The sequence below is a fragment of the Nostoc sp. genome (assembly GCF_036918245.1).
Classification (GTDB): Bacteria; Cyanobacteriota; Cyanobacteriia; order Cyanobacteriales; family Nostocaceae; genus Nostoc.
In genome coordinates, this window is sequence record NZ_JBALEF010000043.1 from 372,070 (window position 1) to 388,482 (window position 16,413).

The window sequence follows — 16,413 nt, forward strand, 5'->3', positions numbered from 1 at the left end:
AAAACTAAGCTGTGGGTGCGATCGCTTCTTCACTATGACCTTCACACAAGCGATCACCCCTTGTACTCAAATCAGGTGTAGTGCTTTGGCGTAGCTCACCATAGACATCGCTGCTTTGCAATGAACTTTTTTATATAAGCGATCGCCTTAATAAAGCCTGTGGGTTTATCCAAACCGTAAGCAGAGTGTGAGACTTGAGGAGATATCAATTACTCAATTCTCTTGAGTAATCAATGGTGAGTAGCCAGATTCATGAATCCTTGAAACAAATCCGGCAGAAATATATGAAGTTCTGTAACACAATGCGTAATTATAACTAGTCAAGCTGAATTCATAATTATCGGAGTTCACAAGAACGTTAGAAACCTAATGCTTTCGTACCACTCTAGACTTTGTATTATTGATTTCTTCATTGCCAAACTGTACTAATCGAACTCACGTTAATTTAGTACATCACAAGATAAGTTCACACATTTAACAGTCTACAAGGAGAGTAAAATTCATGGAATCTCAAACTTCACAGCAAACAGTCATTGATCCTCAAAAATTACAGCAATTAGAAGAGGAGATTAAAAACGAATTGAATAATATATTGAATAACTCTAATTTTGGCAAGATAGTGAAAAAATATGGCATATCAGGGCAAGAAATTCTCAAGGTTCAGTGTATTCTTGACTTAACCGAGATTAAATTGAGTGATGCTGTTGGCGACCAAAAAGTTAATGAATTATTGTTAGCAATTCCAGACCAGAAAAAGAAACTAATGGGATGTGTATGGTATGACAAATTACCTTGCTGTCCAAATGGTGGATGGATATGTCCCTAAGCTCGACTTTATCCATTTTTTTCCCAACGCGCTCACTTCAACTGAAACCTTTATGGGACATTAGTTTTACTTTTTTAACTTCATCGATAATCTGTGAGGTGGAAAAAGTATTTGCCAAAAAGCTAGGGTTTTTGCCGATAAAGAAAACCGAGTCTTAATTTTGGATAAAGTCGAGCTAAGAGGATGTCTGAGAAGTCAAAAATGTCATGCTGAACGTAGCGCCAGCAAAGTGAACCATCTCACAACTTAACGAAAAATCGAGATTATGAGTGAAGCGAAGCTTCACTCATAATGACAAAATATACCTTGTCAAAACTTTTCAGACATCCTCTAAATAAACTTTTCTCTAGTGGGTTGTAATATTTCGGTATGAGTAATTTTATGATCTGGAATCGATGGCTAAGAGTCATAATAAGTAGTGCAATAACTTTCTATGCAAACTCTGCTGTAGCTCAAATTATTGGAGATAATACTCTACCTACTAATTCTCAAGTTACAGAAAGTAACAATATCACAAGTATTGAAGGTGGCACCTTAGTAGGAAACAACTTGTTTCACAGTTTTAAAGAGTTTTCTGTAAGGAATGGAACTACTGCTGATTTTAGAAATACTGAGGGTGTTCAGAATATTATTAGCAGAGTAACAGGGAAGTCTTTTTCTAACATTGAAGGCATCATTAAAGCTCAATACAAAGCTAATCTATTTCTGATTAATCCTAATGGGATCGTTTTTGGGCCTAATGCGTCTTTACAAATTAACGGTTCATTTATTGCAAGCACGGCGAATAGTCTGAACTTTGCTGATGGTACAACGTTTAGTGCCATAGAACCTCAAAATATACCTCTGCTCACAGTCAGCGTTCCTTTTGGCTTACAATTTGGCCCAAGTGCAGCTCCCATATACAATAGATCCCAAGCACCTAGTCTTGATGGCGAAGCTAATAGTTTGAGTTACCCTGTTGGTCTACAAGTGCAAACAGGCAAAACCTTAGCACTAGTGGGTGGTGACATAACGTTGGAGGGCGGGAATTTAACAGCAAAGTCAGGAAGAATTGAACTCGGAAGTGTTGCTGCCAATAGTCTGGTTAAGGTCAACCTAAACCCAACAAACCAAGCTTGGAGTTTGGGATATGAAGGAGTTCAGAATTTTCAAAATATTCAACTAACTCAACGAACTAATACTCCGTCTTATGTAGATGTCAGTGGCGAAGGTGGCGGCAATATTCAGGTGCAAGGTAAGCAGTTAGTACTCGATGGAGGTTCCATTATTTTAGCTAATACTCTTAGCTTGGAACCAAGAGCAAATTTAACGGTAACTACCTCAGATTCAGTAGAATTGATTGGTTCTGGCACCTCTTTGAGCACCAGGAATCTCGGCATTGGAAATGCCGGAGACTTAACAATCACAACTAGGAAGTTAGTTGTTCGAGATGGCGCACAAGTAGTACTTAATAGTAATCGTATTAGTTCAGGTTCTCCTGGACTATTGACCGTAAACGCCTCAGATTCCGTAGAACTGATTGGCGGTGCATCCCAATCCTATTTACCAAATAGTAATAATTTTTTGGCAAGCGGATTGTTTACTGCAACTTCAGGAGACGGAAATGCTGGCGACATAACTATCATTACTAAAAGATTGCGTATCCAAGATGGAGCAAGGATACTAACAGAATCTGCTGGTTCTATGTCACCTTATGGCGAATTTATACCAGCTAAAGGACAAGGAGGACGTTTGACTGTAAACGCATCGGAGTCTATAGAATTAATTGGAATCCCAGAAAATACTTCTAGACTCAGCGGCTTGTTTGCTTCTACACGAGGTTTTGGAGCTGCTGGAGACTTAACGCTAACTACAGGGCAATTGATTGTTCGGGATGGGGCTGTAGTAACTGTAGGCAGTGAATTTCAAAATGATCTAACCTACCAAGTGGGATCAGCCGGAAATCTAAATATAACTGCTCGCTCTGTCCTTCTGGACAAAGGAACACTCATGTCTAATAGTGAGTTAGGTCGGGGTGGTGATATTTCGCTACAGGTGCGGGACTTATTACTGATGCGCCGCAACAGTCAAATAACCACTAATGCAGGAGATAAGGGAGATGGCGGTAATATCTTCATCAATGTACCTAATAGTAGTAATAGCTTCATCGTACCTAATAGTAATAGCTTCATTGTCGCTGTCCCCAGTGAAGATAGCGACATCAGTGCTAATGCTGTCGGCGGCAATGGTGGTAATGTCAAAATCAAGGCTTTTGGTGTCATAGGCACACAATATAGAGAAAAACCGACTCCTTATAGTGACATTACTGCCAGTTCCGAGTTTGGATTAAATGGCACTGTACAAATCAACTCACCAGATGCTGACCCTAGTAAAGGATTAGTGGAACTACCCGTAAATTTGGTTGATGCTTCGCGGCAAATTGTTGCTGATTGTAATTCTGGTGGAAAAATAGGAAGGAGTTCATTTATTCAGACTGGACGTGGAGGACTAGTAGCCGATCCCACACAGCCATTGATAGCTGATGATGCGGTGCTGGCAGATTGGATCACACTCAAGCCAGAGAGTCAGAATCGTGCTGGCAGTATTCAGAAAAGAGCCGTTGTTCAGGCGCAGCGAAACACAGAAAAATCACAGAAAGTTAATTCTGTCAACGAATCTACTCAAATTGTAGAAGCCCAAGGCTGGGTAATGGATGCCAATGGGAATGTAGTTCTAGTTGCTCAAGTACCCACAGCGACGCCCCATAACTCCTTGCTCACCTCTAAATCTTGCCCTGCTAATTAGGCGTAAGTTCGACAAACCTCTTCCTACCTTGAACTTTAGTTCAAGCTTGTCCCTCTTTGAAATGAAGAGGGACAGGCTTTGCATAGTAAAACCAGGGAGAGGTCTTTGTTTTAAGATTGTTTTAGGATAAACGCAATCAGCAAATGCGTAGGCGTAGCCAGCCGTAGGCATCGCTGATATAACAAACGCGTACGCCAAAATAACAAATGCGTACGCCGAATCAACAAATGCGTACGCCAAAATAACAAATGCGTACGCCGAATCAACAAATGCGTACGCCGAATCAACAAATGCGTACGCCGAATCAACAAATGCGTACGCCGAATCAACAAATGAGTTCGCCGAATCAACAAATGAGTTCGCCGAATCAACAAATGCGTTCGCCGAATCAACAAATGCGTTCGCCGAATCAACAAATGCAATCGCCGAATCAACAAATGCGTTCGCCAAAGTAACAAATGCGATCGCCGAAATAACAAATGCGAGATTGCCTATTCTCTAATTCGTCTCCTGAATTTGCAAACGAACAGTGTGTTCAGTCGCACCACTAAGTTGCAATTCCATGATTTCACCACCCAGAGGTTCCAAGCAAGTGAGGAGCGATCGCAAGTTGGGTGTACTTGCACCAGTATCTACATATAATCGATCTGCTAAATTACCGATTCGTTTCCAAGTCATGTACAATTTAGCGATCGTTTGTTCAATTTGCGATGCTTGATTTACCAAGTCAGCCGCAATGCTCAAACAGCCGACCCTTTGGGCTTCTTCTAAGGCTGTTTCAATGTCAACATCTTCCTGTGTCAGCGCCTGAACTTGAGCCGCTCCTTTAAGATATTTAGCTAAGTTACGCGCTTCGTTAGTTACCTGTTTCAGGGTATCCACATCAGGATTGGCAGCTATTTCCTTTTGGATAAACTTTTGATGCGATTCTGGCAGTTTTTCCATTTCCTTCACCAGTGGGGCAATGTAGCGCGGGGGAAGGGTGTTATCTGCTGCTTTTTCTTTAACTGCTTGGGGTAATAAATCTGAGGACATGGCTGTCCATTCATCATTGAGTTGACGCACTTCCCGCCTAGTGATGCGATCGCCTTTTTGGGCGGCTTCACTCACCATCTGTTGCACTTCGGGGACTGCTTTGGAGGTTTCGACAAATGCCCGTTTGCTGAAGTTGTTCACAGATGCGGGGTCAAGTTTACCGTCTTCAATGAGAGTATCAGCACTATTCGCCAGTTGAATCCAGGAGTATGCTTGACTTTTGCTGATTTCCCGCTCTTTTAGCCATCGCAAAAAGCCAGTACCGCGTCCGTCACCACCCACTTTTTCTCTGTCGCGGATCGCCCGTAAAATTCGCCCCCGCCAGATTTCAGTTTGCAAATCAAAGCGATCGCATACCTGCCAAGCTATTTCTAGCTGCTGTTGAAAATCTGATTCTAGAATCTGTTCATCTTCTGGATCGGGCAGTTCAAAGCTGATATCGGCTGGCTGTTGTAAGGCAGCAGCAAGGTCGTTGATGGAGTCGGTGTCTTGCACGATTGATGACTAACTAGTGGATGCGATCGGCTTATTATGCCATAATCTGTGGACTCTCACTTAAGGGGGAGTACAGTATTTTCAGCTACAACAAAGATAGTAATAAGGGGTAAACCACCTTTGTAAAGTCTTTAATTAATCAGAGACAATAAAAATAAAACGATGAACCAGGTAGACTACCTCCGCATTAGCTTAATTGATCGCTGCAATTTTCGTTGTCAGTACTGTATGCCAGAGGGAGTAGAACTGGACTATATTCTCAAGCAACAGCTGTTAACTGATGAGGAATTGCTCACCTTAATTCAAGAGGTATTTATTCCAGTAGGCTTTAGCCGATTTCGGTTGACTGGGGGTGAACCCTTATTGCGTCCGCGTGTGGTGGATTTGGTCAGGGCGATCGCAACTTTACCCCAAACTCAAGACCTCTCAATGACCACCAACGGTTTTTTGCTGGCTCCGATGGCACAAAACCTCTACAATGCTGGTCTGCGACGAATTAATATTAGTCTGGACTCTCTCGATCCCGATATTTTTGATCAAATTATTGGTAATCAGGGGCGTTCTCGTTGGCAACAAGTTTGGCATGGGATTCAAGCTGCCCATCAAGTCGGATTCGACCCACTGAAGCTGAATGTGGTGGTGATTCCTGGCGTTAACGACCACGAAGTTCTAGATTTAGCTGCCCTGACAATCGATAAACAGTGGCACGTTCGATTTATTGAATTTATGCCCATTGGCAATGTGCATTTATTTGGCGATCGCGGTTGGGTATCATCAGCCGATTTACGAGGACAGATTCGCGATCGCTGGGGCTTGACAGAATCACAAGTTCGTGGTGCTGGCCCAGCTGATGTCTTTCAAATTCCCGGTGCGAAGGGGACACTAGGATTTATTAGTCAGATGTCAGAATGTTTTTGCGATCGTTGTAACCGGATGCGCCTGAGTGCCGATGGCTGGCTGCGCCCCTGTTTATTAAACGAAACTGGTCAAATAGATTTAAAAACTGCTCTGCGTTCTGGTGTCAGCACCGCTCAATTACAAGAGCAGGTTAGACATTTACTCGGAATCAAGCCAGAAATTAACTTTAAACAACGTGATTCTGGTAATTTAGGTACATATACCCGCACCATGTCGCAAATTGGCGGCTAGTAATTGGTCATTTGTCCTTTGCAAATAACTAAGGACAAATGACTAAGGACAAATAACTATTACGCTTGTCGTGAGTAGTATTCCACCACAAGTAGTTCATTAACTTGTAGTGCCACCCATTCGCGCTCAATAACGCTGTTGACTTTACCAACCAACTTATTTTTGTCAAACTCCAAATGACTGGGGAGGTTGGCCAAACCGGGGTATTGCAAGTTGGCTTCCACCAACTTCCGGGATTGTGCCCGATCTCTGACCGCAATTACTTCACCAGGACGGCATTGGTAGCTGGCAATATTCACCACACGACCGTTAACAGTTACGTGACCGTGATTTACTAGTTGACGAGCTGCTGGGATAGTCGGGGCTATACCCAAGCGGAAAACGGTATTATCCAAACGCATTTCTAGCAATTGCAGCAGGACTTGTCCGGTAGAACCAGTAACACGTCTGGCTTTCCGCACATAGCGGAGCAATTGCTTTTCAGTCAAACCGTAGTTGAAGCGGAGCTTTTGCTTTTCCTCTAGACGGATAGCATACTCAGAGCGCTTCTTGCGATTCTGACCATGCTGCCCAGGTGGGTAAGCGCGTCTGGCACTTTTACGAGTTAATCCTGGTAAGTCGCCCAAGCGGCGGACAATTCTGAGGCGGGGCCCTCTATATCGGGACATGAGTTTCCTTAATCTAATCCTGTTTAAACTTTACCTAAACATTCCATTTTGACATTCCACTGATGATAAATCAGCGGATTCTTGGTTTTTTGAAGGTGCTTACTTTGGTATGACGTATCCTACCAATGTAGAGGCATCTGCTTTACGCCAGTTGCTTTAAGTCGGTTGAGCCGACACACTAGCTTCCAAGCCTGAATTCCGACGTGCCCCGCCGTACTACTGCCAATAAGTTTTTTGTGTTTATTTAGTTTCGTAGACTACTCAATCATCAGATTGGTTTACGCAGTATTCTTACTCTGAAATACTTTTTACGTTGCCTACTTATCTTTCAAACAGCTATATTAACACAATTTTCGACATAATTAATTATGTCTATACTTTACTACCTCTGAAATTCTTAGATTACAGAGGATTTTTAAGATATTTGAGTTAGCATAACTTTGGGTGTTTGGAGAATGGCAATGTCAATGAGCAAAAAAATGGTTAGCAGAGGTAAGAACAAACAAGGCAGTTCCACCTCCAGGATTTTAACATTACCAGTTTTGGCTATAGCTGGATGTTTAACAATCTTGCCTAATGTGGCTGTTGCTGCCTCCTACAGGAATGATTATAGTGTCTGTGCGGGTCGCCTTTTGAGTGTGGGTGTAAAGGCAGAAGCGGCATCATCAGGTTGTGCAGCAGCACTGCGTCCAAAAGATTTGGCTGCTTGCGTGGTGAAAATTGATAAGGAAACCCAAATTGCTGCGACGGATGCGCTTTTTTCTTGTGGAAAGGCCCGGCGTCCTGAAGAGTTAGCAACCTGTGTAGTTGGCGTCAGCCTAAGTACTAAGGAAGAAGCTAATCCGACAGTTTTAGATTATTGTGGACGCAGTTTGTTACCCGTGCGCTTTGGCCAGTGTGTGGTTGGCTTGCGTAGTCAAATTGACTTTCCCGCTACTCAAGCGCTAGATACTTGTATCAGTGCTGATGATAGTGTTATCGGTGCTTCATCTTCGTCTACACCGCCAACGATAATTCCTGCGGGTTCAAGTCCAAGTTTAGAGACTACCCCATTTCCAACTCAACCAATTGTTCCAACTCAACCAATTGTTCCAACTCAACCAATTGTTCCAACTCAACCGGGCACTAATTAGATTACAGTGCTTTGTGTAATTGATTGAAAATACAGGTTGAATATAGAGTGGCTATTTGCCAACCTGATTCAGGGACTACCAAAAAATAAATCATCCGATTTTAATTTGTAGGTTGGGTTGAGCAACAGCGAAGCCCAACCTTACATATTACAATGCTTCAACCTGACTGGGTAATTTCCCTTTGCTGACTATATAGCTTTCGTTAGGCAATGACAGTAATATTTAGATTAGTCAGCATTGCCTGATTCGAGAACTGGGTGATTTGAACTTGTGCAGCTTTACTAATCTCATCTGCATCAAAGAAAAAATTACCCGTAGTTTGATCGTAGATAAAGCGATCGCTTGCTGTTGTCACACTAATCCTAAGTCGGTACAAGCAGACTACAAAAATATCACGTGAACCTTCAAGCGGATTGTACACTAATGCAACTTCCGTCAAACGCTCTATTAGCTCAGACAAACTTCAGTACCACTTCTGCTACTTGTGGGCGTTCCGATACCTAGCACTGTTCCCAAAGTATCCACTGACCAGGTAAGCATTCAAATAAATGAAAAACATTATAATGCTCCTCTCCAACGCAAAGAGGAGTTGGAGAGAGGTTAGTTGAACTCACGTCAGTTTTTCAGCTTTGGGAATTTAGAATTTTGCACAGTTTGCACAGTTAGTTGTACTAGTCTTCTTTTTCACCAAAAGCCGTCTGTAAAACCACTGCAATACCACCGTCTTGGTGATATTTGTCTGCCCAGGCACGAATAACTTCATCTAATTCTTCCATCGCCTGACCCATTTTTTCTGGCAGTATGTCAAGTTCTTCCAGCAAGCGCATGGCGTTTTGTCGCCGTTCTGCCCAATTTTTCATCATGCGGAAATACCGGGCGGTATCTTCCACCGTGATGTGTGTACGTTCTTCATCGTCTGTTGGCGTATAAGAAAGACGGGTAAGCGCGTAGAAGGGCATTCCCCAAGGAGAATCAATACGCGTTACCGTTCCTGAGTAAAGCAAACGGCGCTTGATATGCTCACCCAAAGCTTCACTCAAAGGCATTTGGTGTTCGGGTGGTAAGTCTTCTTGCGATCGCTTGTGTAAAAACTCGATCAAATCCAGAAACTCAAAGGAGCTAACTAACTGAGCATCAGGTAAATTACTGGGCAGTTTCTGCTCAATTTGTCTTTTTTCTTCACTTGTCAGATTGCTACCAGGAACGCGCGATCGCCCCGGTTGCCAAGGATATTTTTCTAGCCAGACATAAGGCAATTGAATCAAATAGCGAGGTTCCTGAGAACCCAGCATTTTTAACAGTTTGCCTTCTGTTAGTGCCTGTCTGACTTCTTCTACAATAATTTTTACTCGTTTCGGCTCCAAGTGATGCAAATGCCCTGTCATTCGCAGGTTTTGTCCCTGCTCTAGATAAGTCATGTAAATTGCACACTTTGCTGCTGTTGCGGCTGCATCTAAAAATGCCCCATGCCTGTGCCCACTCGTCCGCATGGCACTAAAAGCCAGATAAAGCATGATCTGATCCATCGCACTGGGGTCAAGACGTTTGATCAGATCTATGTCGTTACTCATATTACAGACAATTGAATAGCACGTTTACACAATTTTTAATCGAGTGAAAATAGGTAGTATACACCTGGCTGAAGGCTGTCTTTACTTCAAACTATATTAGTATGCGATAACGATGATATCGGTGGTAGCACAAACTACCGTTTTCGCATATTTCCTGGTACAAAAAGCAGAGTCGGTAGTTGTCACTATAACTGTCTCTGCATCTAACCGGAAAATTAGAGACACCACCAAATCCAGTTTAACGGCGGTTTATCTCCCAACAGTCAACTATGCTGCAATTAATCTACAAAGCCTTTTAGTTTTCTGGTTTTTTTCATCTTTCAAGAGCAACAACGTCAAGCTGCTTACACCTAATTATGGCACTATGCCGACTCAGAGTAAAAACTAGTTTGCGCGGTTAATCTAGGATATCTGTTACTAGAGAAAGATGCTTGTTTTCAGCTTTGGCGAATTATTTTTAGTACACAAGTGACTAGAAATAATTGGGAATAGTCTCAAAACAAATCGCTTACCAGGTGTAGCCACATTTAGAGGTTGAGCTATACAGCTCGTTGTGAACTATCATTCCGTTTACAACCTCCAGTGATGTCTCGGCAGTATCAGCCGTTGGCTTGAGGAAAGATAGTAGACATCAAGTAGAGCAAATAATTCCAATTTCAAAATACCTGTTGTTTTTCAAATATTGTTCCTTATCATATCACTATTTTTTAGTTTTGAAATAAATTTATGCATTTTAAAGTTTATAAATGATGACTATTTAAATATTTTATATTCTGCTTGAATCAAGGTTTGATGATATTTTTATATCTACTCCTAAATCCAAGTTTTATTTATTATTTTATATTGATGTTGGACACAAAAAGCCGCGATTAATTACGACTAAATCGCGTATCTATAAGGCTTTGCCGCTCGTGATAATAACCAAAAGATTAGTTAATAGCCATACATATAATAAAACATCTTGGGTTCCATCCAATGATTATTTAGAGATTTTTTTGCAATAAATTTATATTTATTTCATGAAAGAATTTTAAATTTTCATGATTTAACTAATTTATTGGCTACTTTCAAGTATGTTTTTACCTCGCTATTTTATATATTTGAGAGACTTAAATTACGTAGAGAGTTTGTTGCTATAAAAGGATGATAATCCGCAGCAAGCTACGATATCAGCTTCTTTTTCTGGGTGTCTGGGCGATCGCAGATTAAGTTGACTTGTATAAAACGACAGAAATAAAGATACCATCTTACGAAACACAATTAGTAAGTGGGTGTGAATAATTAAAGATTTGTAGTGACTTAGCGCTGTCTTCTCCCAAAGGGAGACGCCAAGGGCGATAGCGCAGCATTAGCGAGTCATCGAGCGTCTGGGGGCTTCTCCTTCAGCGACCAATAATAAGGGCTTTAGCCCTCAGTATAAGGCAATTTGATAAATTTACATTGCTTAATATAAGTTAGTTTATTCTTGCCCACTTATTTATCCTCCCACATAGAAAAAACGGGCAGTCCGGCTGCTTAATATCAACAAAGGGATTATATTCTCAATAAATTTCAAACTAGTCGCATTAAGAACTGCTTATTGATACAGATTTTGCGTAGGTGCAGTCTATCGTAGACATCGCTTTGAGTCTTAGAAACTATCAAACCTAAACAAGAAATGCTGATTTTGTCGTTGGTTCTTAACATTGGTTGCGCTCGAAAGTAATTAATTTAGATACGCTTGCCTCAAAAAAACGGGGTACTCTAAACATTTCTGCGACTTCTTCATCTCTTAATTCCAAAATGTTCTGCAATGGTCTTAACTCCTTGTGAATCTTCTCTCTGAGCAAGTACTCGTGCTCACATTGCTAGAGTCAGTACTACTCATATTGCTTACATATACGTGTTTTCCCTACCTGTATCAGGCTAAATTCCTAAAAATATATTACAAGTCGATTTATTCTGAATACTGCTTGCCGATCTATTAAGTGTTGTCTGCACCTATACAGCATTCTGAAATCATTCATAAAAACTTAAATCCCCGACCTCTTTGAGAAGTCGGGGATCTTGTTTGTCACAGATGATTTAGAGAAGTTACAAGTGAGCGCATTAGCGTCAGGATTGATGCTGGCAGTGATGGAAGGTAAAGTAGCTGCCATCACCCTTAAGCTGATTAAACTCGCCATTTAATTCGTGGGACTAGAGGGTTTAACCTGATTTCGCATTGTTTCAAAGCTGAAAGCAGCCGCACCAAAGGTTACAAATAATACTCCCAGAATTTGCACAATATCCAAATTTTCTTGAATGATTAACCCAGCGAAAATCACGGTTAAAACTGGGATGCTACCACCGATGAGCGCCGATCGCGAAGCACCTAGTTTACCAATACCAACATTATTGAGCAAATAGCCAGCAAGAGTCAGCACACCCAAAATAAATGCGCTTAAAACTAGTTCCAGCATTTTAGAGGGGTCAACTACTACCAAGTTCCAATTGCTTGGCAAAGGTAGCATCAAACAGATAAAGCTCAACAACAGCATGGTAGTGAAGTTAATTAAAGTAAAAGTCACCGGATGCAGTTTGCTAGCACAGACTCGCGTCAGAATTATATAGGCAGCAAAAGCCACACCCGAAAGAATGGCGGTGCTGCTTCCCATTGAAGTATTACCGATACCGATGCTGGGAGAACCCCCTAAAACCAACAATTCACCGCAGCAAATTGCAGCGATCGCCGCGATGCGGAATAGAGTGGGGCGATCGCGAAACAGAAACCACGAAAATAGACCACTAACCATTGGATAGATAAAGAACAGTGCGATCGCCATTCCAGTTGTGACTTGAGCGATCGCAATGTAGATTAGTACCTGAGATAAAAACAAAAAGCACCCACTCACAATTGACAACACCAAAATCTGCTTGGTAGCTGCATTGGCAGGTGTGGCATTTCCTCGGACTGAAGCAGACAAGTTTTCCAAGTCTTGCCACAGTCTTGGATGCAATATCGGAGACAAAAGTACCATTAGTGGTACGACTACCATAAACCGTAGCGTCAAAATTAACAGAGTATTGCCCAAAGTCGGCGGTAGCAACTGCTCTACCTCTAATACTCCAAAAATCTGGGAACCTTCGTGGAAAATCACCTTGATAGCTACGTTGTAAAGCGACGATACCACTGCCGATAATACGATCAACAATAAACCGATTTGGAGTGTCGAGAAGCCAGAGGAATTAGGCGATCGCGATTGTGAGGGTTTTGCTTTTACTTGCGGTTCTAACGCAGTGGTTGATGAAGATTCAGCTTTGCTTTGCGATACGTTCTTGCGGCGGACAGCAATTGGTTCATTAACATTCTTTGGAGAAGGTCGGATCATTCTCGGTTGTAGCAAAGATCCGATCGCAGGCTCTGATTTGGTTTCGTTTTCCGGCGATTCTTGATTTAAGACAGAAATTGGCTCGGTGGCATTATCTTTTAGTGGGGGAACTATAGCCGCAGTAGGTTCTGATGGCGTTTCCCTTGACGACAAATCCTTGCTGGGAGAAGAAATTGGATTCGCGGTATTTTTTTTAACAGTAGGCGGCTCTGATGTTATTTTCCTTACCGACAAATCCTTGCTGGGAGAAGAAATTGGATTCGCGGTATTTTCTTTAACAATAGGCGGCTCTGATGTTATTTTCCTTACCGACAAATCCTTGCTGGGAGAAGAAATTGGATTTGCGGTATTTTCTTTAACAATAGGCGGCTCTGATGTTATTTCCCTTGACGACAAATCCTTGCTGGGAGAAGAAATTGGATTCGCGGTATTTTCTTTAACAATAGGCGGCTCTAATGTTGTTTCCCTTGGTGAAAATTTATTGGAGATCGGGGAAATTGGCTCAAGGGAATTTCTTACTACTTGCTCAAATTCTGGCAGGGATGTTTCAACAGAACTGTTTTTTTGTGGTTCCGTAAACTGCAAAACAGTAGGTATACCTGCTGTTGCTGATTTGCGTGAAGTTTCTTCTATAGTTTTTTCTAGTTCTCCATGCAGGCGGTTGACAAACTCCGCCAAAATCGTTTCCCCTTGCTGCTGCTGGCTATACATCCGTGACAACTGTTGGGAAAGATTACTTTGATAGTTCTTCAGCTCCTGTTGTAAGGAATTAAAGGTAACAGTAACGGTGTCATCGAGACTGTCAAACATGTGTTCGACTTTTTCATTGATTTCACCTACTACATTGCTGCTCACTTCAGCAGACTTCAGCGCAGCTTGTTCGTAAGATTTGCCCTCCATGCTTTGGTTAGCTAAAGTTGCCAGAGAGGATTGCAGTTGTGAAGATATATGCTTTGCCAGAACTTCTGCCAGTTGCCGAATTAAGACTTGCTGCTCAGTAATTTGGCGCACTTGTTGTAAATGCTCTTTTTCCTCTACCAAGCTTTGAATCTCATCAGATAACCGATTTTTTTCTGACTGAAGCCGCTTTACGTCTTCCTGCAAGGCTCTGAGGACATTCTGCTGAAGATTTTCTAAGTCTTCAACTACAGCCCAAAGAGCATTTTCTGCTGCTCTAGATAGCTCCCCTCTGACTCTTGGGTTTTCTGGTTGCTTCTCGAATCGCCCCATTAGCTTCTAACCTCTAACACTTTGACGATAAAGCTGCTTCCGGTACACTTTATTGACGGTCATCCTAATTTCCTGTATTTTGCCAGATAAATCAAAAATTTTAACAGCACTTCCGCATTTCAACGTAATTCTGTCATACTAGACACAGGTTAGCAAAGCATCTAAGTTTGCTTTACAGCTTACTACACCGTGTTCTCTTCAGCATTGATAAGTATTTGACCATTAGATTTTTTGGGATTTATCGCTACGCCTGCAAGTCCCTTGAACTGAGACTTTTTTGTTTTTGGTCAGTTTAATTTTCATAAATTATTTGCTAATGAGATTTTTACTTTTAAAGAAATCTCACTCCAAATAAATATATATTTACTGTTTTGCTGACAATAATAATTGTCAAAGACTTGCAGATGCCTGTGCGATGGCCACAAAATTGTCTGACTTGCGAAACTAGCTATAAATTTGTGTTGAATGTAACTTGTGTGACAGTTTATATCTCTAAATGGAGATTAAAGTATCTTTCTGTGGAAATTCCAAGTTACGCTATCCCCTGCACAACATTCTAATGAATTAGCAGCAATTCTGCAAAAGCACGCGTTTTTGCAATCTGGGTTTTGCTTTGAGTAAATTCCAGTAGAGGAAAAATTTTGGACAATATTAATAATTCTTAGAAGAATAAAATCCGGGCGATGCTAAAGATGCCAGCGCTAAGGGCAGCACTCACAGGGATTGTAATTAGCCATGCGGCAGCAATGCCTTTTAGTGTTTGAAACTTAATCGACTTGAGATTTTGCACTAGTCCAATACCAACTACACCACCGACGAGAGCGTGGGAGGTGGAGACTGGTAAACCTAGCCGGGAAGCGATGAGGATGGTGGTAGCAGTTGCCAGTTCGGCACAAAATCCACTACTGGGTTGCAAGGCAATGATGTTTTCGCCAATGGTAGCAATGACTTTTTTTCCCCAGACAGCTAAACCACCAACAATACCAGCACCACCAAGGATTAAAATCCAAAGCGGGATAGTTATACCATCAGTAGGTACGCTACCAGTGCGATTGATGTAAACGATCGCAGCTAAAGGAGCGATCGCATTTCCCACATCATTAGAACCGTGAGCAAAGGCTACAAAGCAAGCACTTAGCAGTTGGAATCGCGCAAATAATCTTTCCACGGGATTGGTGAGTAGTTCTTCCTTATCCCCCTTGTCTCCCCTCTCTTCCAATTGTCGCCAACTCATGATTGTGAGTCCAACTGCTGCTACTGCACCGGTTAACAGTGGGATGTCATGAGAAGGGATTGTAAAACCAACTTGCTCAATTACAAAATTGGTTAGCGGTTCTGTGAGTGATGGTAATACAATCACGCCGAATACACCTAGCAGCAGAGTACTCAACCAGGGAATCCACTCTTGTAATTGCACTACTTGATTGGGTTGATCTAAAATCCAGTGCTTGATTTGACTGTAGAATAAAGCAGCGATCGCACCACTAATTAACGGTGTTAAAATCCAACCAATGGTGATCAAGCCAATTGATGACCAATCAATTGCATTTACTCCCAAAGCTACCCAACTAAATCCAGCGATCGCACCAACAACTGCATGAGAAGAAGATACAGGTAAACCGCGTGATGTGGCAATTTGCAACCACACACCACACGATATTAGTACTGTTACCATTCCAACAACGAATATTTGGGGTGTAGCTGCGAATAAGGCGGGATTAGCAATTTTCGTTGCTAGAGTTTCCGTTACCTCATGTCCAAACAACACAGCACCCGTAAACTCTAATACCCCAGCAATGATTAGTGCCTGTTTGAGCGTAACAGCTTTGGAACCTACAGAGGTTCCCATCGCGTTAGCGACATCGTTTGCTCCGAGATTCCAGGCGACGTAGAAAGCTAGTAGAGCTACGAAAAGTAGGGTAATAAGCATTTTGTTGGGGACAAGGGGAAAGTGAGAGAGATGAGGATGAAACTTGAGCTTTTAAGGGTGAACTTTGAACCTTTGAGCTTCATCGTTGAACCTTTGAGCTTCATTGTTGAACCTTTGAGCTTCATCGTTGAACCTTTGAGCTTCATTGTTGAACCTTTGAGCTTCATTGTTGAACCTTTGAGCTTCATTGTTGAACCTTTGAGCTTCATTGTTGAACCTTTGAGCTTCATTGTTGAACCTTT

General features: G+C 41.9%; 12 protein-coding genes and 1 pseudogene. 7 read left to right on the top strand and 6 right to left on the bottom strand.

Annotation, left to right across the window (positions count from 1 at the left end):
* Window positions 1-502 precede the first annotated feature (502 nt).
* The 3 genes from V7L12_RS11600 (at window position 503) to V7L12_RS11610 (ending at window position 4,065) form a co-directional block, all read left to right on the top strand.
* Window positions 503-826 (top strand): hypothetical protein, encoded by a 324-nt coding sequence (locus V7L12_RS11600; protein WP_335084411.1) that lies wholly within the window; start codon window positions 503-505, stop codon window positions 824-826.
* A 381-nt stretch (window positions 827-1,207) separates the two neighbouring features.
* Window positions 1,208-3,610 (top strand): filamentous hemagglutinin N-terminal domain-containing protein, encoded by a 2,403-nt coding sequence (locus V7L12_RS11605; RefSeq protein WP_335084412.1) that lies wholly within the window; start codon window positions 1,208-1,210, stop codon window positions 3,608-3,610.
* Between the two features lie 311 nt (window positions 3,611-3,921).
* Entirely contained in the window at window positions 3,922-4,065 is a 144-nt protein-coding gene (locus V7L12_RS11610) for a hypothetical protein (protein WP_335084413.1), read from the top strand.
* Window positions 4,066-4,108: 43 nt separating this feature from the next.
* Here the strand turns inward: V7L12_RS11610 and V7L12_RS11615 are convergent, their stop codons facing one another.
* A complete protein-coding gene (locus V7L12_RS11615; protein ID WP_335084414.1) occupies window positions 4,109-5,140 on the bottom strand; it encodes a hypothetical protein in 1,032 nt (343 codons plus the stop codon).
* A 162-nt stretch (window positions 5,141-5,302) separates the two neighbouring features.
* Between V7L12_RS11615 and moaA the strand changes: the two genes are divergently transcribed.
* Complete coding sequence (gene moaA, locus V7L12_RS11620; protein ID WP_335084415.1) at window positions 5,303-6,289, top strand: GTP 3',8-cyclase MoaA; 987 nt, start codon at window positions 5,303-5,305, stop codon at window positions 6,287-6,289.
* A gap of 59 nt (window positions 6,290-6,348) precedes the next feature.
* Here moaA and rpsD read toward each other — a convergent pair whose 3' ends face one another.
* The gene (gene rpsD, locus V7L12_RS11625) at window positions 6,349-6,957 is read right to left on the bottom strand and encodes a 30S ribosomal protein S4 (RefSeq protein ID WP_012408407.1); all 609 of its coding nucleotides are present in this window, start codon (window positions 6,955-6,957) and stop codon (window positions 6,349-6,351) included.
* 461 nt (window positions 6,958-7,418) lie between these two features.
* Between rpsD and V7L12_RS11630 the strand changes: the two genes are divergently transcribed.
* Window positions 7,419-8,090: a hypothetical protein gene (locus V7L12_RS11630; protein ID WP_335084416.1), complete on the top strand. Its 672-nt coding sequence runs from the start codon at window positions 7,419-7,421 to the stop codon at window positions 8,088-8,090.
* 202 nt (window positions 8,091-8,292) lie between these two features.
* On the opposite strand, the gene V7L12_RS11635 is transcribed toward V7L12_RS11630, so the two are convergent.
* Window positions 8,293-8,511, bottom strand: coding sequence for a hypothetical protein (locus V7L12_RS11635; protein WP_335084417.1), 219 nt, complete (start codon window positions 8,509-8,511; stop codon window positions 8,293-8,295).
* A gap of 250 nt (window positions 8,512-8,761) precedes the next feature.
* Window positions 8,762-9,661, bottom strand: coding sequence for a heterocyst differentiation master regulator HetR (gene hetR / locus V7L12_RS11640; protein WP_335084418.1), 900 nt, complete (start codon window positions 9,659-9,661; stop codon window positions 8,762-8,764).
* A 112-nt stretch (window positions 9,662-9,773) separates the two neighbouring features.
* Here hetR and V7L12_RS11645 point away from each other — a divergent pair, with 112 nt between their 5' ends.
* Complete coding sequence (locus V7L12_RS11645; protein WP_335084419.1) at window positions 9,774-10,049, top strand: hypothetical protein; 276 nt, start codon at window positions 9,774-9,776, stop codon at window positions 10,047-10,049.
* A gap of 1,777 nt (window positions 10,050-11,826) precedes the next feature.
* Here V7L12_RS11645 and V7L12_RS11650 read toward each other — a convergent pair.
* Together V7L12_RS11650 and V7L12_RS11655 are read right to left on the bottom strand one after the other, a co-directional pair.
* Window positions 11,827-14,241 carry an EamA family transporter gene (locus tag V7L12_RS11650; protein WP_335084420.1) on the bottom strand — a complete coding sequence of 805 codons (2,415 nt, stop codon included), beginning with the start codon at window positions 14,239-14,241 and terminating at the stop codon, window positions 11,827-11,829.
* Between the two features lie 661 nt (window positions 14,242-14,902).
* The gene (locus tag V7L12_RS11655; protein ID WP_335084421.1) at window positions 14,903-16,171 is read right to left on the bottom strand and encodes an inorganic phosphate transporter; all 1,269 of its coding nucleotides are present in this window, start codon (window positions 16,169-16,171) and stop codon (window positions 14,903-14,905) included.
* 36 nt (window positions 16,172-16,207) lie between these two features.
* Between V7L12_RS11655 and V7L12_RS11660 the strand changes: the two are divergent.
* Window positions 16,208-16,413 (top strand): annotated as a pseudogene (locus V7L12_RS11660) (hypothetical protein); the annotation flags it as partial.

Coding starts and splice junctions, on each gene's coding strand:
- V7L12_RS11600 (WP_335084411.1), top strand. CDS start 503: ATGGAATCTCAAACTTCACAGCAAACAGTCATTGATCCTCAAAAATTA.
- V7L12_RS11605 (WP_335084412.1), top strand. CDS start 1,208: ATGATCTGGAATCGATGGCTAAGAGTCATAATAAGTAGTGCAATAACT.
- V7L12_RS11610 (WP_335084413.1), top strand. CDS start 3,922: ATGCGTACGCCGAATCAACAAATGAGTTCGCCGAATCAACAAATGAGT.
- moaA (WP_335084415.1), top strand. CDS start 5,303: ATGAACCAGGTAGACTACCTCCGCATTAGCTTAATTGATCGCTGCAAT.
- rpsD (WP_012408407.1), bottom strand. CDS start 6,957: ATGTCCCGATATAGAGGGCCCCGCCTCAGAATTGTCCGCCGCTTGGGC.
- V7L12_RS11630 (WP_335084416.1), top strand. CDS start 7,419: ATGTCAATGAGCAAAAAAATGGTTAGCAGAGGTAAGAACAAACAAGGC.
- hetR (WP_335084418.1), bottom strand. CDS start 9,661: ATGAGTAACGACATAGATCTGATCAAACGTCTTGACCCCAGTGCGATG.
- V7L12_RS11645 (WP_335084419.1), top strand. CDS start 9,774: ATGATATCGGTGGTAGCACAAACTACCGTTTTCGCATATTTCCTGGTA.
- V7L12_RS11650 (WP_335084420.1), bottom strand. CDS start 14,241: ATGGGGCGATTCGAGAAGCAACCAGAAAACCCAAGAGTCAGAGGGGAG.
- V7L12_RS11655 (WP_335084421.1), bottom strand. CDS start 16,171: ATGCTTATTACCCTACTTTTCGTAGCTCTACTAGCTTTCTACGTCGCC.